Here is a 16,839-nt window from a genome sequence, read left to right on the forward strand (position 1 = left end):
GCTGCGGCGACTGGTCGCAATGGCGCGCAGCGGATCGATATAGAGGAGAGGTCGATAGATGAAGTTCATTATGGTTTTGCTTTCTGTTCTGTGCGTTCTGCCAAACTGCTCGGGCGAGCCTGAGCGCGTAAAGGATATTCACCGTCTGAATCATGCGGCCCGGGTGCTGTACGAGACGATGCGTGCGCCGGATCAGCGCATCCCCGACCACATTCTGAAGGGGGCACGATGCGTGGCTGTGATCCCTCACCTGGTGAAGGGCGGGCTTATCTTCGGGGCCGAAGAGGGTAAGGGTGTGGCGACCTGCCGGACAGCGAGAGGATGGAGCGCGCCGGCATTTATTCAGATGGGCGGTGGAAGCTGGGGAACGCAGGTTGGCGTTGAAGCGGTTGATCTGGTGATGGTGGTCAGGGGCAAAGAGGGCATGGACAAGCTGCTGGCCAGCAAGTTCGAGATTGGAAGAGACGCATCGGTCGCGGTCGGGCCGGTAGGCCGTCATTCTTCGGAGAACACGGACGCGAAGCTGAATGCTCTGATTCTGACCTACTCGCGCGCGAAGGGTGCGTTTCTGGGGATGACGTTCGATGGAGCGGTGGTGAAAGGGGATGAAGATGCGCGCCATGCGATGTACGGGCGCGGAGTGACCACGAGCGAAGTGCTGCTAGGCCGGGTAGCGCCGAGGGCTGGAGCACGGCCGTTTATAGCGGCGGTGCGGCGTGCGGAATACCAGGCAGCCACACATGGAGCGACGAGACGGACACATCATCGCCGCCGTCGATGAAAGTAGTGCGGCGGTGTGCTACCGACTCAGTTCGTCCCGGCCGTTTCGGGGACCGGCTCCTGCTGTACCCGTTTTGCCATTGCCCATTTAAGCTGGTCGATGCCCTGGCCCGTGACAGCGGAGATGGCGTGGAACTCCAGCTTGCGGCGCTTGGCGTAGGTGGTCAGCTTCTTGAGCTTGTCGGGATTGGCGGAGTCGATCTTTGTGGCCACGACGATCATGGGCTTTTCGAGCAGTCCGTTGCCGAAGCTGGCGAGCTCGTTGTTGATGACCTTGAAGTCTTCCACGGGGTCGGGACGACCGGACGCGTCCGACACATCGACGAGATGGACCAGGACACGGGTGCGCTCGATGTGGCGAAGAAACTGTGTGCCGAGTCCGGAGCCTTCGTGGGCGCCTTCGATCAGGCCGGGTACATCCGCAACGACGAACGACTGCTGGTGAGGCTCTTCGCCCACCGTGACGACGCCAAGGTTCGGCTCGAGTGTGGTGAATGGGTAGTCGGCGATCTTGGGCTTGGCGGCAGAGATGCGCGAGATCAGCGTGGACTTTCCGGCGTTGGGGTACCCGACCAGGCCCACGTCGGCGAGCAGCTTGAGTTCGAGGCGGTAGGCACGCTCTTCGCCGGGCCGTCCCATTTCGTGTTCGCGCGGAGCCTGGTGCGTGCTGGTGGCGAAGTGATGGTTGCCGCGGCCTCCGCGGCCGCCCTTGGCGACGACGATGCGCTCGTCGGGCTCGGAAAAGTCATGGATGAGCTCGCCGGTTTCCATGTCGTAGAGCGAGGTGCCGACTGGAACCTGCAGGACGATGGACTTGCCGTCGAGCCCGGTGCAGTTGGAGCCCATGCCGTGCTCGCCGCGCTGCGCCTTGTGCTCGGGGTTGTAGCGAAAGTGGATCAGGGTGTTGTGGCGTTGGGATGACTGCATGATGACGTCGCCGCCGCGGCCGCCGTCGCCGCCGGAGGGGCCGCCGCGCGGAACGAACTTTTCGCGGCGGAATGCCATGCAGCCGTTGCCGCCGTCGCCCGCCTTGACCCGGATTTTCGCTTCATCGATGAACATATGCTGTTGTAACGAGGGAACTTAGGCAACTTGTTTTGCCGGAAGGGGTGATCCCTTGCGGAGTCGGCCCGGCCCCGTCTTTAGTTTAACAACCTGATGCGTCTGGAGAGGGCGAGCGATGTCCTGGTTCGAACCAGCGACTGTGCGCTCAGTCACCACAAGTTTTCTCCTAGGCTGCTTACAATGGCTGCCTAATTCACTGCAAGGAAATTGCGGCTGGATGGAGAGGGTTGATCCCGATCCGGCCCTGTCCCGGCTCCAAGTTCCTGTTTGGGTCGACGACAGGGCCGAGGCGGGCTCCCGCCACTGACTGCAGACAGGTGCGCATGGGAGCGCGACTCGGGAGAAAGCTGCTCGGCCTTAGCGGGGTGCTGGTCGCCGCCGGCGCGCTTTCGTCGGTCTGCGGCGATGCCCAGGGCCTGACCGGTTCGGTGACAGGTAGGCTGACGGATACGCGATCGGCTCCCCTGGAGAATGTGACTGTCACGCTTCGCAACGTGGCTACCGGCAGCCTGGTGAGCGCCGTGACCTCCCATGGAGGCCGGTACGGATTCCGCGATCTCCAGCAGGGAGAGTACGTGCTTGCGGCATCCGGACCCAGGGGGAGCGGGGCGGTCGGCGGCATCATAGTCTCGCCGGGGCACGTGTCGCGCGTGCAGACGGTGATTGAGTTTGTAGCGCCGCTGGGTGCTGCTGTCGTGCCGAATCAAGGTCAGAGTGTGAACGAAACCCGGTCTGGCGCAGACGATACAGCGAGTAGATCGCGAGAAATCTTGTCGAAGATCGCCCGCCAGCCATACGTTCGATTGCACAGCACGGTGGTAGAAGCATCGCTGCCGATGGCCTCGCTTGCGGTACTACCGGACGTCGGTTTGCGGCGCGTCGCGTCGTTTGACGGTCCTCGATTCACGATGCCATTGACTCCTGTGTCTGTTCTGAACGCCTCCGGCGTCGCGGCGATCGAATCAGTAACGCTTGCAACTCTCCAGAATGGCTTGCTGGGGGTGCGCCTGCCTGCAAAGCCGCAGATCTCCGCCGCCCTCATGGAGTTGGGAGAGGACGAAGCGGAGGGAATCGACGCAAAAGAGATTGAATCGCTGCCGAAGAGTGGAGACTGGACCACCTTTCTCAGCGGGACGACGCGTGGATCGCTGGATGCAGGCGAGGACCACCGGGGCGCAAACGCTCAATCAGATTCCTTTGGGGCGGCGGACGAGCTGCGGACGGGCTTCGCATCCGGCCTTGTGCATACGTCTTCGGCGAAATCTATCTCGGCAATCGAGAGCGCAGTGAGCGTGATCCGACAGGTGCGGAGAGCCGCGGATGTTGAGTTGTCGATTGGGCAGGGCGGCCGAAAAAGCGTGATGGTCGAAACGCGGCGCGGAACAGAGCGGCTGCACGGGCAGATGTTTGTCTTCGATCGCGAGAAGTTTCTTGGAGCGCAGAATCCATTCGCGGAATGGGTGAAGGAGACGGCAGCCGGATCGGGAGCGAGGGTCCCGGTATTCACAGCAGACCGCTATACGCCGACAGATACCGAGCTGTGGTGGGGAGCGGGGATGGGCGGCTCCATCGCGCGCCGGCATCTGTTCTGGTTTGGTGCGCTCAACGGATCAGAGCAAAAGGTTGCGGCGATCGCCTCTGTTCGGCACCCAGACCGCTTTTTCGCGCAGCCCACAAACGACCAGATGCAACTGCTCAGCGCGCAGCTCGGTCTGAGTAGCTTGGATCCCGTGACGGAAGGGGTGAAGGCCTACTCGAAGCTGCTCGAGTCGCTTGCAGGACTGCTGGGACCGGCGCCACGGCCGTCGCTGCGCATGAGCGGCTTTGGGCGTTTGGACGGGAGTGCAGGGAGCAGGCATCGGTTCACGCTGCAGGGAAATGCGAGCAGTGCGACAACACCTGGAAGCGGATCTGTGCGAGCGTGGCAGAACTACGGCGCACACAGCCTCGGGTCGGCGAGCGTGTCGAACGGGTGGGTGCAGGGCAGGTGGAGCGCCTTCGTGAGCCCCAATTTGCTGGCTGTGACGCAGGGCTCTTATGGCTGGAATGTACAAAGTCTTCAACCGGACAGGCCGTCGCCTCTCGAGCGGTCTCTGAACATCAATGTGTGGGGTCAGCTACCGCAGATCGTCGTGGATTCGCAAAATGGATTCACAATCGGCAATCCCGCACGATTCGGGAGGGGGAGGCATCCCGATGAGAGCGTTGTCAGTGTTCAGCAGCAGGTAAAGTGGGTTCACGGCAAAATAACACTCGATGCGGGCGGCGAGCTAAGCCACGACATGGATGCAACCAGCAGGTTGCGCAATCAGACCGGAACCGACACTACGCCAGTGTCGGCGACTTCGCGTCGGATGCGCTGGCTTTTTTCGCATTCGGGATCAGTGGACAGCTTGATCCGATGGACCAGCACAACTGCGACCAGCGGGGAAGACCGTGGAGGGATTCAGCCGGGGTGCTGCATGGGCTCGGGTATCTGCCCTGCTACTCGTATTACTCGCAGACGATAGGGCCGTCGGACTGGTGGCTCTCCACCAATGACTGGGCCGGATATGCGAGTTCCCGGTGGAAGGCGAGCAAGACGCTGGTGTTTACGCTAGGCGGCCGCTGGGAGATGGAGCAATTGTCACCTGCGATCACCAGGTTGAAGAATCCGGATCTGCCGCTGACGCAGAGTCTGCCCAGGCTGGGGAGCCAGTGGGGTCCGCGGCTGGGCGTCGCATGGGGCGCGGCGGAGAGCCACTGGCCAGTGCTGCGATTGGGATACGGAATGTATTTCAGCCGAACGCCAAACGCACAACTCGAAACAGCGCTAACGCAAACTGGATCGATAAATGGGGATCTCAGCTTCTTCATGCGGCCGACCGATAATCTGCGCGGTGGCGGGGCGCCGCCATTTCCGTATGTGCTGGCCGGGCAGCCGGGCGCTGTGGTGAGGCCGGACGCGGTGGAGTATGCATCGTCGTTCCGCAATGGCGAGGTGCATGAGGCAGAGGTTTCGCTGCAAGAGTCGCTGCCGGGGCATGTTCGCCTGGAAGCGAGTGGAGTGGCCAGCCTGGGGCGCAGGCTGCCGGTGACGACGGATGCGAATATCGATCCGGCGGCGAATCCGAAGAGCATCACCTACCAGGTTGTCGATGGAGACGGGTCGGGACCGATCAAGGTTCCGCAGATCACAGTGCCGTTCTTTGCATCCTGGCCTTCGGCGAATGCGGCATCCGGTTTCGCCGGACGGCTGAATCCGAATTATCAGAAAGTGTTGGAGGTCGTCAGCGGGGCGAACTCAACGTATGAGGCGCTGCTGCTGAGGCTCTCGCGCAATGCGCGCGGGCTGACGTTTCGAGCGCGCTATACGCTGGGGCATGCTGCTGACTGGAATCCAGATGATTCGCCCATGGTGGGCGGTCCGAGCGTGCTTGATCCGATTGATTTTCGGCAGGAGTACGGGACGAGCGATCTCGATGTGCGCCACTCGCTCACGTCGGCGGTGATCGTGCAGCCGAACTGGAAGCTGCGTGGGGCGCCTGGTGCAATTGCGAACGGGTGGATGATGAGCGGAGTGGGTCAGCTCCATAGCGGATTGCCCTACACGATGCGCACCGCGGGCTCGCTCGCGAAGGAATTCAACCTCAGCGGAGAGCCAATCGTGGGCCTTGGCACCGGGATGAACGGGTACGGCGGCGACAACCGGGTCTACGGCATCGGTCGGAATACATATCGTTATCCTGCAACGTGGAAAGCCGATCTAAGGATCGCGAAGCGCTTCGATCTGGGGCAGATGCGTCAGCTGGAGTTGATGGCGGAGAGCTTCAACCTCTTCAACCATCAAAACGTCACTCAGGTCGAAACGACCGGGTACGCCGTCGAACAGGGAACGATGAATGGCGCGATGCCGCGGTTGAGTTTCGTGACCGGATTGAAGAAGGGGCAGACGGAGTTTGGAAAACCTCTGAGCGTCAACGCGACTGACGTATTACGCGAAAGGCAATTCCAGTTCGGGGCGCGGGTGAGGTTTTAGCCGCTTGGTCTGACTAAGGATCTTGCAAGCCGCAGAAGGCCAGTCCGTCGACGGTCCTCCCGTCCAGAGCGAAGCAGGTTGCGCCGGTGATGTCGGTTGAGAATGTGCGCACGTGAGCGGCTTGCAGGGATTGAAGGACTTCTGATCTTGGATGCCCGTAGTGGTTGTGCAGTCCGCAGGAGATGACTGCGAATTGCGGCGAGACCAGCGAAAGGAAGGCAGGTTGCGTGGATGTGGCGCTGCCGTGATGGCCTACCTTAAGCAGGTCACTTGCGAGCCCTTTGTCTGCCAGCATTGCTCGTTCGATTGGCGCTTCGGCATCGCCCTCGAGCAAGACACCAGTACGGCCGTAGCTGACGCGGAGTACAAGTGAGTCGTTGTTGCCTGGCTCAGGGCCAGGTGTGTAGTTCGAGAGGGGCGCGAGAACGTTGACTTCAGCGGCTCCGAGGCTTGTGTGATCTCCGGCATCCATGCGGCGGACATGGATGTTCAGGACCTGTGTCTGGTCTAGCAGAGCGATGTAAGGGAGCGAGGGCGGGTTGTTGCCGACCCACAACTCATCGGGCTTGAAGTTGTGCAGGATAGCGGGCAGGCCACCCATGTGGTCGGAGTGCGCGTGCGTGAGCGCGACGACGTCGAGGTGTCGGATGCCGCGGGACCATAATACGGGCGAGACGACTTCCTCGCCGATGTCGAAGTTCTGCGCGGTTTGACGGGGCGCTCCGCCGAAACCTCCGCCGTCGACGAGGAGAGTTTTTCCGTCGGGGGTGATGAGGAGCAAGGAGTCGCCCTGCCCGACGTCGATGGCTTCGACCAGAAGTGCCTGGCGTGGATGGTCGATGGGCCGGGGCAGAACGACGACGATTGCGGCGAGGAGGATGGCGAGACATGCGGAGCGGCGAAGCCATCTGGACTTCCAGTTGTTCGCGAGGCACGCAAGGAGAAGGCTCGCGCCGAGGAGAACGCTGAAAGCTGCGGTTTGCGCGGGCAGAGGCGCAGGCATGCGGTAATCACCGGTGCGAATGACGGCGAAGAGGTGAATGAGCCCCACGGCCAAATGCAGCAGCATTGCGGTTACGACTGCGGCAACGCCTGCGATGGTGGGCGAGATGAAGGTTGTCATCAGCGTCAGGAGGGCGCTGGGTACGAGAACGACGAGAAGAGGAAGGATGATGAGGTTTACGGGCAGAGCGAAGACGGTGATGCGGTGGAAGTAGGTGGCCATCGGCAGGGCCATCGCGAGTTCAACAATGCAGGAGACAACGAGCGCTTCGAGGCACCGCAGGAATGTGCGTACGGTCCGGGGGAACAGCGTTCGTCCAATCAGCTTGCCTGCAGCTCTGCTCAGTGCAAAGGAGAACATGCGAAGTAACACGCGGAATTGTGCCTGGCTCGGAGGCAGCTTTACATCGAGAGCCAGCAGGCGCAGGTCACGCGTGGCGGTCAGGTAGGGATGTACGGTCTTTTCGAGCAGAGGAACGGCGATGCCGCCGATGGAGATGACAGCGAGCACGGTCATCTGCAGGCTCGCGTCGAAGAGGCTGCGTGGACTTGAGGCGAGAAGGCAAAGGGAGGCGAAGCCTATGGTATTCAGCACGTTTCGCTGGCGGTATACGAGGCGGCCGATGAGGTAGAGCGAGACCATCCAGAGCGATCGCTGGACAGGCGCTGCGAACCCGGTGAAGAGAGCGTATGCGCATGAGGCGGTGATGGTAATGATTGTCGCCGGAAGCTGAGGAAGGCGGATGCGACGCGTGGTCCAGAAGATGCAGCCGGCGACGATGCCGAGGTGCAAGCCGGAGACGACAAGCATGTGGAAGGAGCCGGTGCGCTCAAATCCTTCGCGCAAGGAGTGCGTCAGGTAGGTGCGGTCGCCTGTGACCATGGCTGCGAGCATGACGGCGTCTTCATTGCTGATTCGGAGAGCAACGGGAAATCTCCGCATGGTCGAGGGCAGTGCGAGGAGGCGAGCGCTGGCGGCATGCTGCCATGTGGTGAGCTGGCAGTTGAAGAGCGTTTCATTCGCGGAGGCTGCGAACGACTCCACTCCATCTGCTTTGACGGATGCGGTCGAGGTGATGCCCTGGTCGAGGAGGTAGTCCCGGTAATTCCATGCACCGGGATCGTGGTAGACATCGGGGAGCATCAGGCGAGCGTCGGCGCGAATGCGCTGGCCGCAAGCGAACGCGATGGGCGCAGCTGCGTCGGAGGTCCAGCGGACCATCATGCGGACCGCGGCGTCGGCCGGTCGCTGAAGGTCTTCGCTGTCGGAAACGAACTCGATGGACGAGAGGCGGACGTCCACGCGTTGCGTGGGGCCCTCTTTCGATCCGCTTGCGAACTCAGAGTCGGACTCGATCCGGACGGGGCCGGCATCGATGATGGTGCCTTCTATGGTGCGTGACAGACCGTCGGACAGGGTAGAGAGATCGGCGTCGGGGGCTGGTTGGGGCTGCATCTCGGCGCACCAGACTCCGAGTGCCGACCAGAGGATTGCTACGGGCATCCAGATCAGGCGCTGTGCGCGGAATGCAGCGATGCCGGAGAGGATCGCGAGCGGGACGAGCGAGAGGAGGAGCCACGCGGGCCGAAGCCAGAGGGAGTGCGCGATGAAGATGCCGATGGCAAACAGCCAGGCAGCGTGAAACAGAGGAGCGCCAATGCGCGGTTCTATTTTCTGCAGGGCGAGTGGCCAGCGGTCGATCCGATCAGCTTTCATGCAGCCCAAATATCTAAAAAGAATCTATGGGCGCAAGGGTAGCAGGATCACGGTTTCTGCAATGTGACCACCGTCTCAAGGTGAAAAGTTTGCGGAAACAGGTCCGCAAGGGTTACGGAAAGGATGGCGTAGCCGGAGGCAACAAGTTGTTTGAGATCGCGCGCGAGCGTCGACGGGTCGCAGGAAACGTAGACGATTGTTGGCGCGGCGATGGTGGCGAGAAGGGTGGTGACTTCGGGACCAAACCCGGCTCGTGGCGGGTCAACGACGATCAGATCCGGAGCCGGGCCGGCCTGGTGCGATCTAAGGAATGAGAGTGTATCGGCGGAGATGGCGTGGCCGGTTGTGCCCTGAAGATTTTGGGTCAACGCCGCCAGTGAGGCCGGCGCTGACTCCACGGCGATGACTTCGCCGAACCGTGAAGCGAGCTGACGCGCGAACAGGCCGACGCCTGCGAAGAGATCCCAGGCGAGCGTGCCCTGATGGCCGGCAACGACTTCCTCGATGAGTGCGTCGATAAGCCAGCGGTTCACCTGAAAAAAAGAGCCGTGATCGACGCGGTAGCCGAAGCCCGCCGCTTGATACGCGATGGATTCGCGGCCCCAGCGGGCCAGCTGCTTCGACGGTTCTTCCGCGGATGATTGCAGGACGCACTCGATGCCGGCCAGTTCCGGAATTCTGTCGCTCCATGCGGCGGCAAGGCTGTTGAAGCCTTCCATTGCGCTGGTCCGGACGTAGAGGCCGGCGAGGAGTGCAGTCGCGTCGGCGTTCATGAATAGAGAGAGTTCGCTGGGCTTGAACGCAGACGTGTGTTCGCGGATAAGCTCGGATGCGCTGAGCGCTGCCTTGACCAGCAGAGGGGATGCGATCGGGCACTCCTGAATCGGAGTGATGTCGTGCGATCTGCGGGCCCGGTAGCCGACGCGCCCCGACGGATCGAACGCAAGGCGGATGCGGTTGCGATAAGCCCACGGCTGGGCGGCAAGAACTTCGATGTGTGCTGGAGCTTCCACACCGGCACGCTGAAAGGTTTCGCGCAGGATCTGCTGTTTGAGAGCGAGCTGCGTTTCGTAGTCGGCGTGCTGATAGCTGCATCCGCCGCACATGCCGAAGTGGGGGCAGCGGGGTTGGACGCGGGTGGGCGACGGGGTGAGGATCTCTTCGGGTTCGCCGGCCGCGTAGCTGTGTTTGTCTTCGATGATGCGAATGCGGGCCTGCTCGCCGGGAAGGGTCAGGGGCACGAAGGTCGCTTTGCCTGCGAGGCGGGCCAAAAAAGCTCCGCCGTAGATCGGCTTTTCGATCTGAACGAGGGCCGATCTGGCTGGCTTCGGCGTGGGGCGATGAGGTCTGCGGTGCTTCATTGCTGGCTCATGTAGAAGAGGCTAAGCCGGGGAAGGCTGTAGTGGACGAGGAGCTGCTTCTGCACGAACTGGTGCTCGACCTGGCGCAATTGAACTGCGCCCATGCGGCTGCGGTAGGGGGCGAGCTCGCGGGCAGCGTGCTCCTTGAGGCCAACGAGGAGATCTTCAGGCGCGGCGGCGGTGAGTGCGGCGAAGAGCTTCTCTTCGAGCACGGTGAGGATGCGTTCGAACGACTCCATCTCGGCAGCGGGGGTCACAGAGGACTTGGCAGCGCGGGCTTCCCCGGCGAGCTCGCGGAGTCGCACGGCGGTCGCAGTGCACGCGTCGTGCGCGATGGTGGTAGCGTCGAGCGCTTCGGCGGCTGATTCAAGATGCGAGGCGACACGTTCGTGTTCGAACCCGGATTCGATCTGTGCAGCGGCGGAGGTTTGCGCGGTGCCGGCGGCGGCTTCGCGCAACTCTTCGGATGCTTCCATCACGGCCTGGGCGCACCATGCGAGGCCGTTGACGCGGCGCATGCGGCCGCGCTTCTGGCGCGTCTCGTATTTGTCGAAAGCATTGTCGATGCCGCGAAGGACGGCTTCGAGAGGAATGCCGGCGTCACGCCACGTTTCGATGAGGGCCCAGTCGAGGGTGGAGAGGAGAAGGATGGAGCCGCGCCGCTGCTGGAAGCGCTCTTCGATTTCGGTGAAGTAGTTGAAATAATTGAGCACGGCAATCTAGTGCGTGCGTCCGCGGGGCCGCGCGTTGCGATTGCGTTCGAAGAGAATGCGCAGGCCGTCGAGGGTAAGCAGGTCGTCGATTTCGCTGATGTAGCGCGAATCGGCTGCGACCATGCGGGCGAGGCCGCCGGCTGCGATGACGCGCGGCTTGTGGCCGAGCTCGGCGAAGATGCGTTCGAGCATGCCGTCAACGAGGCCGATATAGCCGTAGTAGACGCCACTCTGCAGATGGCCTACGGTGTTGGTGCCGATGACTTTTGCGGGGCGCTTGATGTCAACGCGGCTCAGGCGCGCGGCGCGCGAGAAGAGCGCTTCGGCGCTGAGTCCGAGGCCGGGAGCTATGGAGCCGCCGAGGTATTCGCCCTTTTCGGAGATGACTTCGAATTTGGTGGCGGTGCCGAAGTCGACGACGATGCAGGGGCCGCCGTAGCGCTCGATGGCGGCGACGCAGTCTGCGATGCGATCTGCACCTAGCTCGGTGGGATTATCGACGAGAGCGGGCATGCCGGTCTTGATGCCGGGCTCGACGAAGAGCGGTTCCAGGTGGAAGTAGGTTTCACAAACCTGGCGCAACGTTGAATCGAGCGGCGGCACGACGGAGGCGATGATGATGTTCGTGACCTGGCTTGGCGAGAGGCCATTCATCTCGAAGAGCTTGACGAAGAAGACACCGTATTCATCGACGGTCTGCGTGCGATGCGTGGTGACGCGCCAGTGCGCGGCGAGATCGAATCGCTCCTTCGCGGCTACGGGTTTTCCCTTGGGAGGAAGTCCGGCCTTTTCGTCGAGGCGGTAGAGCCCGAGCACGGTGTTGGTGTTGCCTACATCGATTGCAAGGAGCATTGTCTTTCCTAACTCAGTTTGCTGCGCGGATGCCGCCGGTCTGCACGGTTACGATGCCCTGGTCGGTGCGGACCAGGAGGAAGCCGTGTTCATCGAGCCCGGCGGTGGTGCCGATGCAGGCTTGCGGACCGTGAACCTCAACGCGCCGATTGGAGATCCACGAGGACATGTATGCAACGCGCGCAGTAATGGCTGCACGCAACCCGGGATCCTGCAGTGCCCATGTCTCGTGCTGCAGCGATTCTAGCAGGGAGATCAGGAGCACCTGCCGGTTGATAACGCGGCCAGCCTCGATGTCGAGCGAGGTTGCGGGAGTGGAAAGACCGGGATCGAAGGAGCGCTGGTGAACATTGATGCCGATGCCGACGACGGCGAAGCTGGGGGTTCCGCTTTCCGTTTTGGATTCGACGAGAATGCCGCCGACTTTGCGTTCGCCGATGAGGAGGTCGTTGGGCCAGCGAAGATCGACTTCGCGTCCGGCGGTGATGCCGATGGCCTGTGCTGCTGCCAATCCGGCAACGAGGGGAATGAGCCGCATATGCTGGATACCGATTGACGGGCGGAGAAGTACTGAAACATAGAGGCCCTGGCCTGCGGCGGAGTGCCAGCCGTGATCGCCGCGACCGCGGCCGGCGGTCTGCTCATCGGTGAAGAAGACGGAGCCATGCGGCGCTCCGGAGCGCGCGGCGGCGACTGCATCGGTGTTTGTGGATCCCGTAATGGCCGTGTAGTGGAACTTGCCTGCGTAGGTGCTCTGCGCGAATGCGGACTCGAGCGCTGCGACGTCGTACACGCTATGCCTTCTCCGCGACAATGCTCATGGAGATGTCGGCTGCTTTGGCGGAGTGCGTGAGCGCGCCGACGCTGATGAAGTCTGGACCCGCTTCGGCGTATGCGCGGACGTTTTCAAGCACAATGCCGCCGGAGGCTTCGATCGGAATCCAGCGGTCTTCTTTGCGGATGCGATCGACTGCTGTCTTGATCTGTTCAGGCGTCATGTTGTCGAGGAGGATGGCCTCTGCGCCGACTTCGAGGGCGTCTTCGAGTTCCTGCTGCGTGCGGACCTCAACCTGGACGCGATTGCCGGGCTGACGCTTCTCGAGCGCGTTCTTCACGGCAGTACGGAGGCCGCCGCCGAGAGAGATGTGATTGTTCTTGATGAGCACGCCGGAAGCAAGGTCGAGCCGGTGATTGGTGCCGCCTCCGCAGAGGACGGCGTATTTCTCAAGGGCGCGAAGGCCGGGGACGGTCTTGCGCGTGTCGAGAATGCGGGACTTGGTGCCCTGAATGGCGTCGACATACTGGCGGGTCAGCGTGGCGATGCCGCTGAGGTGCTGTAGCAGGTTGAGGATGACACGCTCGCAGCTGAGCAGCACGCGCGCGTTGTGGCGGATCACGGCGAGGACCTGGCCGCGCTGCACGCGCACCCCGTCGAAGATCTCGTTGTGACTGATGACCTCGTAGCGAGTGTGGGCCGTGGGTCGTGGATCGAGATGCGCAAAAATTTCGAGGAAGCGGGGGATAGCGCCGAGACCGGCAACGACGAGGTCCTGCTTGGCGATGATGGAGGCGGTTGCGCGCAGGTTGGGGTCGATGGTGACGCTGGTAGTGGCGTCGCTGACGGCCTGGTCTTCGACGAGGGCCTGCGCCAGAACTGCTTCGATTCGGTGGCTTTTCCAGTCCATGCGTTCTTTCTTTTCGATGAGTCAGAGCTGCGATTTGGCTCTCATTTGCTGGAGAAAGTTATAAATAACTTTCTTGACCCTGTCATCCGGGGTGTCCTTCAGAGCATAGAAGTTAGAGCCGTCGCGGCGGTCGACTTTCAGGGTGAATCGGCGCTCCTTGTCGAGGAGCCAGCCGAAGAGGCGGTAGGAGAGGCGCTGCTTTCTCTCCGCATGGCGGTCGATGTAGGCGATTTCGCCGAGGTCGGCATACCAGAGCACGTGAACGAGCTCGCTGGAATCGCGAATGAAAAGGCGGTGATTGGTGAGCAGGATGTAGCGCGCGGGCATGCCCTGTTCGTCGAGGGCGCCGGACATGTTCACGAAACCCACGGGGCTTTCAGCGCCGCCGAGGGCGGAGTCGAGGATGACCTTCTCTGCTCCTTCGGGGAAGTGAGCGATGGAGTAGCAGTGATGTGCGTCTCCAAAGAAGATGGTGGGGGGCGGGGTTGCGCCGGAGAAGCGTTCGGCGGCGTATACGTCGTTGATGTCTTTGGCGCGGTATTCGCGCTGAACGTAGCGGCGCTGCGGATTGTCGAAGTGGTCGCAGAGCTCGCGATAGGCGATCTGGAGAAGCTTAAATTGCTCTTCGGCTTCGAGGCGCTTGCGGGGGTTGTTCTCGTAGCGGTCAGGATGCCAGAGCTTGGCCGCGGTGCGGTAGGCCTTGTGAATCGCGGATTTCGAGCGCGGCGGATCGGCGATGCCCAGCACGGGGAAGTGCTGCATGCAGGTTCTGCACACGCAGGGCATGCTGGTGGTCTCGCTCAGCAGCCGAGGGAGTTGCGGTCGGCACGGAGTTTGTCGAGCAGGTGCTGCGCTTCGTCGCGCTGTTTCTTCAGGCCCTCGACGATGTGTGCGGGGGCCTTGGCGGTGAAGGCTGGATTGCCGAGCTGGCGGTGAGCACTGGCGACATTCTTCTCCTGCTTTGCGATTTCCTTGTTGAGCTTTTCGCATTCGGCGGCGACGTCGATTTTGCGTTCGTAGACGACCGCAGCGTCGAATTGGGGAGTGGCGTGTTTCGCGAGGCCGGCCGAGATCTGGCCGATGAAGCGGATCTCGGTGACGCGTGCAAGGCGCTCGACAATGGCGGCGTTCTCGCTGATGACCCGCTTCAAGTGTTCGTCGATGCGGAGTTCGATGGGGACTGCTGCCTTCTCTTCGACTCCGATTTCTTTGCGAAGGGCGCGGATTTCGACGACGAGGTTTTGGAGCAGAGCCATCTGCTCGAGGGCGGAGCTATCAGTTGAGGCTCCGTCTTGCGGGAAGCGCGTGAGAGCGATGGATTTCCCGGCCGGTTTGCCGTCGTAGACCGCGTGCCAGACCTCTTCGGTGAGGAAGGGCATGAAGGGCGAGAGCAGACGCAGGGAGGCTTCGAAGACGCTGACGAGTGTGGTGAGAGCGGACTGGGTGCGGGACTTATCTGCACCGTCGTTGAAGTCGAGGCTCAGCTTTACGATTTCGAGGTACCAGTCGCAGAAGCTGCCCCAGAAGAACTGGTAGATCACATTCGCGGCGTCGTCGAAGCGGTAGGCGGCGAGCGCCTCGTTCACCCTGGCGGCCGCGGAGTGAAATTCAGCAACGATCCAGCGGGATTCGAGCGGCGCCGTTGCGCTGGCCGTAGGTATAGACCCGAGTGCGGCCGTGTCGATGGTGATGCCGGCTTCTGCTGCGCGATCGATGTTCATGAACAGGAAGCGCGCGGCGTTCCAGATCTTGTTGGCGAAGGCGCGGTAGCCTTCAGTGCGGGCGACGTTGAAGGCGATGTCCGTTCCGGGGGACGCCATGGAGGCGAGCGTGAAGCGGACGGCGTCAGTCCCGTACTGCTTCACGATCTCGATAGGGTCGATGACGTTGCCCTTGGTCTTGGACATCTTTTCGCGGTTGGCGTCACGGACGAGGGCGTGGATGTAGACCTCACGGAAGGGGACGGAGTCGGCAAGCGAGCGCGGAGACCCGTCGGGCATGGGGACGTCGAGCGAGAACCAGCAGCCCATCATGATCATGCGGGCCACCCAGAAGAACAGAATGTCGAAGCCGGTGACGAGCAGGCTGGTTGGGTAGAAGGTGTCGAAGTCTCGACGATCTTCGGATGTGATGTTCGGCCAGCCGAAGACGGAGACGGGCAGGAGGCCGGAGGAGAACCAGGTGTCCAGCACGTCGGTGGACTGCTCGATCTTGTCGGAGCCGCAGTGGGCACACTTCGTCGCGTCTTCGCGGCTGACGGTGGTCTTGTGGCAGACGGAGCAGTGCCAGGCGGGGATGCGGTGCCCCCACCAGAGCTGACGCGAGATGCACCAGTCGTGGATGTTCTCCATCCAGTTCAGGTAGGTTTTCGCGTACATCTCCGGCGTGAACTTGATATGCCCTTCCTTGACCGCGGCGATGGCCTTGTCAGCGAGAGGCTGAATCTTGATGAACCACTGCAACGAGAGGCGCGGCTCAACGATGGTCTTGCAGCGATCGCAATCGCCGATGTTGTTGACGTGGTCTTTTATTCCGGCAAGGAGACCCTGGGCTTCGAGATCGGCGACAACTTCCTTGCGCGCGACGAAGCGGTCGAGGCCCTTGTACTTGCCGCCCTGCTCGTTGATGTGGGCCGTATCGTCCATCACGTTGATGGATGGAAGATTGTGCCGCTGTCCGAGCGCGAAGTCGTTCGGATCGTGTGCGGGGGTGACCTTGACTGCTCCGGTACCGAACTCGCGGCTGACCCACTCGTCGGTGATGATGGGGATCTCGCGGCCGACGAGAGGCAGGCGCAGCTTCTTGCCGTGGAGGTGCGTGTAGCGCTCGTCCTCGGGGTGAATGGCAACGGCAACGTCGCCCAGCATGGTTTCAGGGCGTGTTGTCGCAACCGTCAGGAACTCGCCGGTGTCCTTGCCGTCGTCGCCGATGACGGGGTAGCGGATCTCCCAGAGGTGGCCCTTGTGCTCGTCGTAGACGACTTCGAGATCGCTGATGGCGGTCTGACAGCGCGGGCACCAGTTGACGATGTACGCGCCGCGGTAGATGAGGCCCTGCTCGTAGAGTTTGACGAATGCTTCGCGAACGGCGACGGAGAGGCGCTCGTCCATGGTGAAGTATTCGCGGTCCCAGTCGACGGAGGCGCCGAGGCGCTTCATCTGGTCGAGGATGGCCCCGCCATAGTGGCGCTTCCACTCCCACACGCGCTCGATGAAGGCTTCGCGGCCCATTTCCTGGCGCTTCTTGCCCTCGGTGGCGAGTTGGCGCTCGACCATCATCTGGGTGGCGATGCCGGCGTGATCGGTGCCGGGTAGCCAGAGCGCGCGATCGCCTTTCATGCGGTGCCAGCGGGTGAGGATGTCCATCTCCGTCTGGTTGAGCATGTGGCCCATGTGGAGGCGGCCGGTGACGTTGGGCGGAGGCAGAAGGATATCAAAGGACTGACCGTCCAGGTGTTCCTTTTCGCTCGGCGTTGGCTGTACAAAAAGCTTTTCGCGGACCCAGTACTCGGCCCAGTGATCTTCAATGGCGGTTGGGTCGTACGCTTTGGGCAGATCGTGGGGCATTGTGCTCTGTCGGCGGTCCCTGGAGAGTGCCCGGAAACCCTGATCGGACAAGGATTTCAGGCGATAGGACTACTTTCAAT

General features: G+C 62.1%; 12 protein-coding genes. 3 read left to right on the plus strand and 9 right to left on the minus strand.

Annotated features, from left to right (window positions below):
• Nucleotides 1-58: 58 nt before the first annotated feature.
• Nucleotides 59-781 (plus strand): lipid-binding SYLF domain-containing protein, encoded by a 723-nt coding sequence (locus DHV10_RS09760; protein ID WP_109486153.1) that lies wholly within the window; start codon nucleotides 59-61, stop codon nucleotides 779-781.
• 26 nt (nucleotides 782-807) lie between these two features.
• On the opposite strand, the gene obgE is transcribed toward DHV10_RS09760, so the two are convergent.
• On the minus strand, nucleotides 808-1,842 hold the full coding sequence (obgE, locus tag DHV10_RS09765; RefSeq protein WP_109486154.1) for a GTPase ObgE: 1,035 nt from the start codon (nucleotides 1,840-1,842) through the stop codon (nucleotides 808-810).
• Between the two features lie 326 nt (nucleotides 1,843-2,168).
• Between obgE and DHV10_RS09770 the strand changes: the two genes are divergently transcribed.
• Both DHV10_RS09770 and DHV10_RS09775 read left to right on the plus strand, forming a co-directional pair.
• Nucleotides 2,169-4,355, plus strand: coding sequence for a carboxypeptidase-like regulatory domain-containing protein (locus DHV10_RS09770; protein WP_109486155.1), 2,187 nt, complete (start codon nucleotides 2,169-2,171; stop codon nucleotides 4,353-4,355).
• Nucleotides 4,301-5,863 carry an outer membrane beta-barrel protein gene (locus DHV10_RS09775; RefSeq protein ID WP_109486156.1) on the plus strand — a complete coding sequence of 521 codons (1,563 nt, stop codon included), beginning with the start codon at nucleotides 4,301-4,303 and terminating at the stop codon, nucleotides 5,861-5,863. The genes DHV10_RS09770 and DHV10_RS09775 overlap by 55 nt, the downstream gene beginning before the upstream one ends.
• A 13-nt stretch (nucleotides 5,864-5,876) precedes the next feature.
• Here the strand turns inward: DHV10_RS09775 and DHV10_RS09780 are convergent, their stop codons facing one another.
• From DHV10_RS09780 to DHV10_RS09815, 8 genes are read right to left on the minus strand one after another with little or no spacing between them, the layout of a single operon-like run.
• Nucleotides 5,877-8,582, minus strand: a complete 2,706-nt coding sequence (locus tag DHV10_RS09780) for a ComEC/Rec2 family competence protein (protein ID WP_109486157.1) — start codon at nucleotides 8,580-8,582, stop codon at nucleotides 5,877-5,879.
• 47 nt (nucleotides 8,583-8,629) lie between these two features.
• Complete coding sequence (gene rlmD, locus DHV10_RS09785; RefSeq protein WP_109486158.1) at nucleotides 8,630-9,943, minus strand: 23S rRNA (uracil(1939)-C(5))-methyltransferase RlmD; 1,314 nt, start codon at nucleotides 9,941-9,943, stop codon at nucleotides 8,630-8,632.
• Nucleotides 9,940-10,656: a hypothetical protein gene (locus DHV10_RS09790; protein ID WP_109486159.1), complete on the minus strand. Its 717-nt coding sequence runs from the start codon at nucleotides 10,654-10,656 to the stop codon at nucleotides 9,940-9,942. Before DHV10_RS09790 ends, rlmD begins: the two co-directional genes overlap by 4 nt.
• 6 nt (nucleotides 10,657-10,662) lie before the next feature.
• Nucleotides 10,663-11,508, minus strand: coding sequence for a type III pantothenate kinase (locus tag DHV10_RS09795; protein ID WP_109486160.1), 846 nt, complete (start codon nucleotides 11,506-11,508; stop codon nucleotides 10,663-10,665).
• A gap of 13 nt (nucleotides 11,509-11,521) precedes the next feature.
• Nucleotides 11,522-12,301 (minus strand): biotin--[acetyl-CoA-carboxylase] ligase, encoded by a 780-nt coding sequence (locus DHV10_RS09800; protein ID WP_162601382.1) that lies wholly within the window; start codon nucleotides 12,299-12,301, stop codon nucleotides 11,522-11,524.
• Nucleotide 12,302: 1 nt separating this feature from the next.
• Nucleotides 12,303-13,193 carry a carboxylating nicotinate-nucleotide diphosphorylase gene (gene nadC, locus DHV10_RS09805; RefSeq protein WP_109486162.1) on the minus strand — a complete coding sequence of 297 codons (891 nt, stop codon included), beginning with the start codon at nucleotides 13,191-13,193 and terminating at the stop codon, nucleotides 12,303-12,305.
• A 21-nt stretch (nucleotides 13,194-13,214) separates the two neighbouring features.
• Entirely contained in the window at nucleotides 13,215-13,955 is a 741-nt protein-coding gene (locus tag DHV10_RS09810; protein WP_162601383.1) for a J domain-containing protein, read from the minus strand.
• Nucleotides 13,956-13,993: 38 nt separating this feature from the next.
• Nucleotides 13,994-16,759, minus strand: a complete 2,766-nt coding sequence (locus DHV10_RS09815) for a valine--tRNA ligase (protein ID WP_109486164.1) — start codon at nucleotides 16,757-16,759, stop codon at nucleotides 13,994-13,996.
• Between the last annotated feature and the right edge of the window lie 80 nt (nucleotides 16,760-16,839).

The organism is Occallatibacter savannae, assembly GCF_003131205.1.
GTDB classification, from domain to species: Bacteria; Acidobacteriota; Terriglobia; order Terriglobales; family Acidobacteriaceae; genus Telmatobacter; species Telmatobacter savannae.

Bases quoted from the DNA above. Each gene is read 5' to 3' on its own strand.
- DHV10_RS09760 (WP_109486153.1), top strand. From the start codon at position 59: ATGAAGTTCATTATGGTTTTGCTTTCTGTTCTGTGCGTTCTGCCAAAC.
- obgE (WP_109486154.1), bottom strand. From the start codon at position 1,842: ATGTTCATCGATGAAGCGAAAATCCGGGTCAAGGCGGGCGACGGCGGC.
- DHV10_RS09770 (WP_109486155.1), top strand. From the start codon at position 2,169: ATGGGAGCGCGACTCGGGAGAAAGCTGCTCGGCCTTAGCGGGGTGCTG.
- DHV10_RS09780 (WP_109486157.1), bottom strand. From the start codon at position 8,582: ATGAAAGCTGATCGGATCGACCGCTGGCCACTCGCCCTGCAGAAAATA.
- rlmD (WP_109486158.1), bottom strand. From the start codon at position 9,943: ATGAAGCACCGCAGACCTCATCGCCCCACGCCGAAGCCAGCCAGATCG.
- DHV10_RS09795 (WP_109486160.1), bottom strand. From the start codon at position 11,508: ATGCTCCTTGCAATCGATGTAGGCAACACCAACACCGTGCTCGGGCTC.
- nadC (WP_109486162.1), bottom strand. From the start codon at position 13,193: ATGGACTGGAAAAGCCACCGAATCGAAGCAGTTCTGGCGCAGGCCCTC.
- DHV10_RS09810 (WP_162601383.1), bottom strand. From the start codon at position 13,955: ATGCAGCACTTCCCCGTGCTGGGCATCGCCGATCCGCCGCGCTCGAAA.
- DHV10_RS09815 (WP_109486164.1), bottom strand. From the start codon at position 16,759: ATGCCCCACGATCTGCCCAAAGCGTACGACCCAACCGCCATTGAAGAT.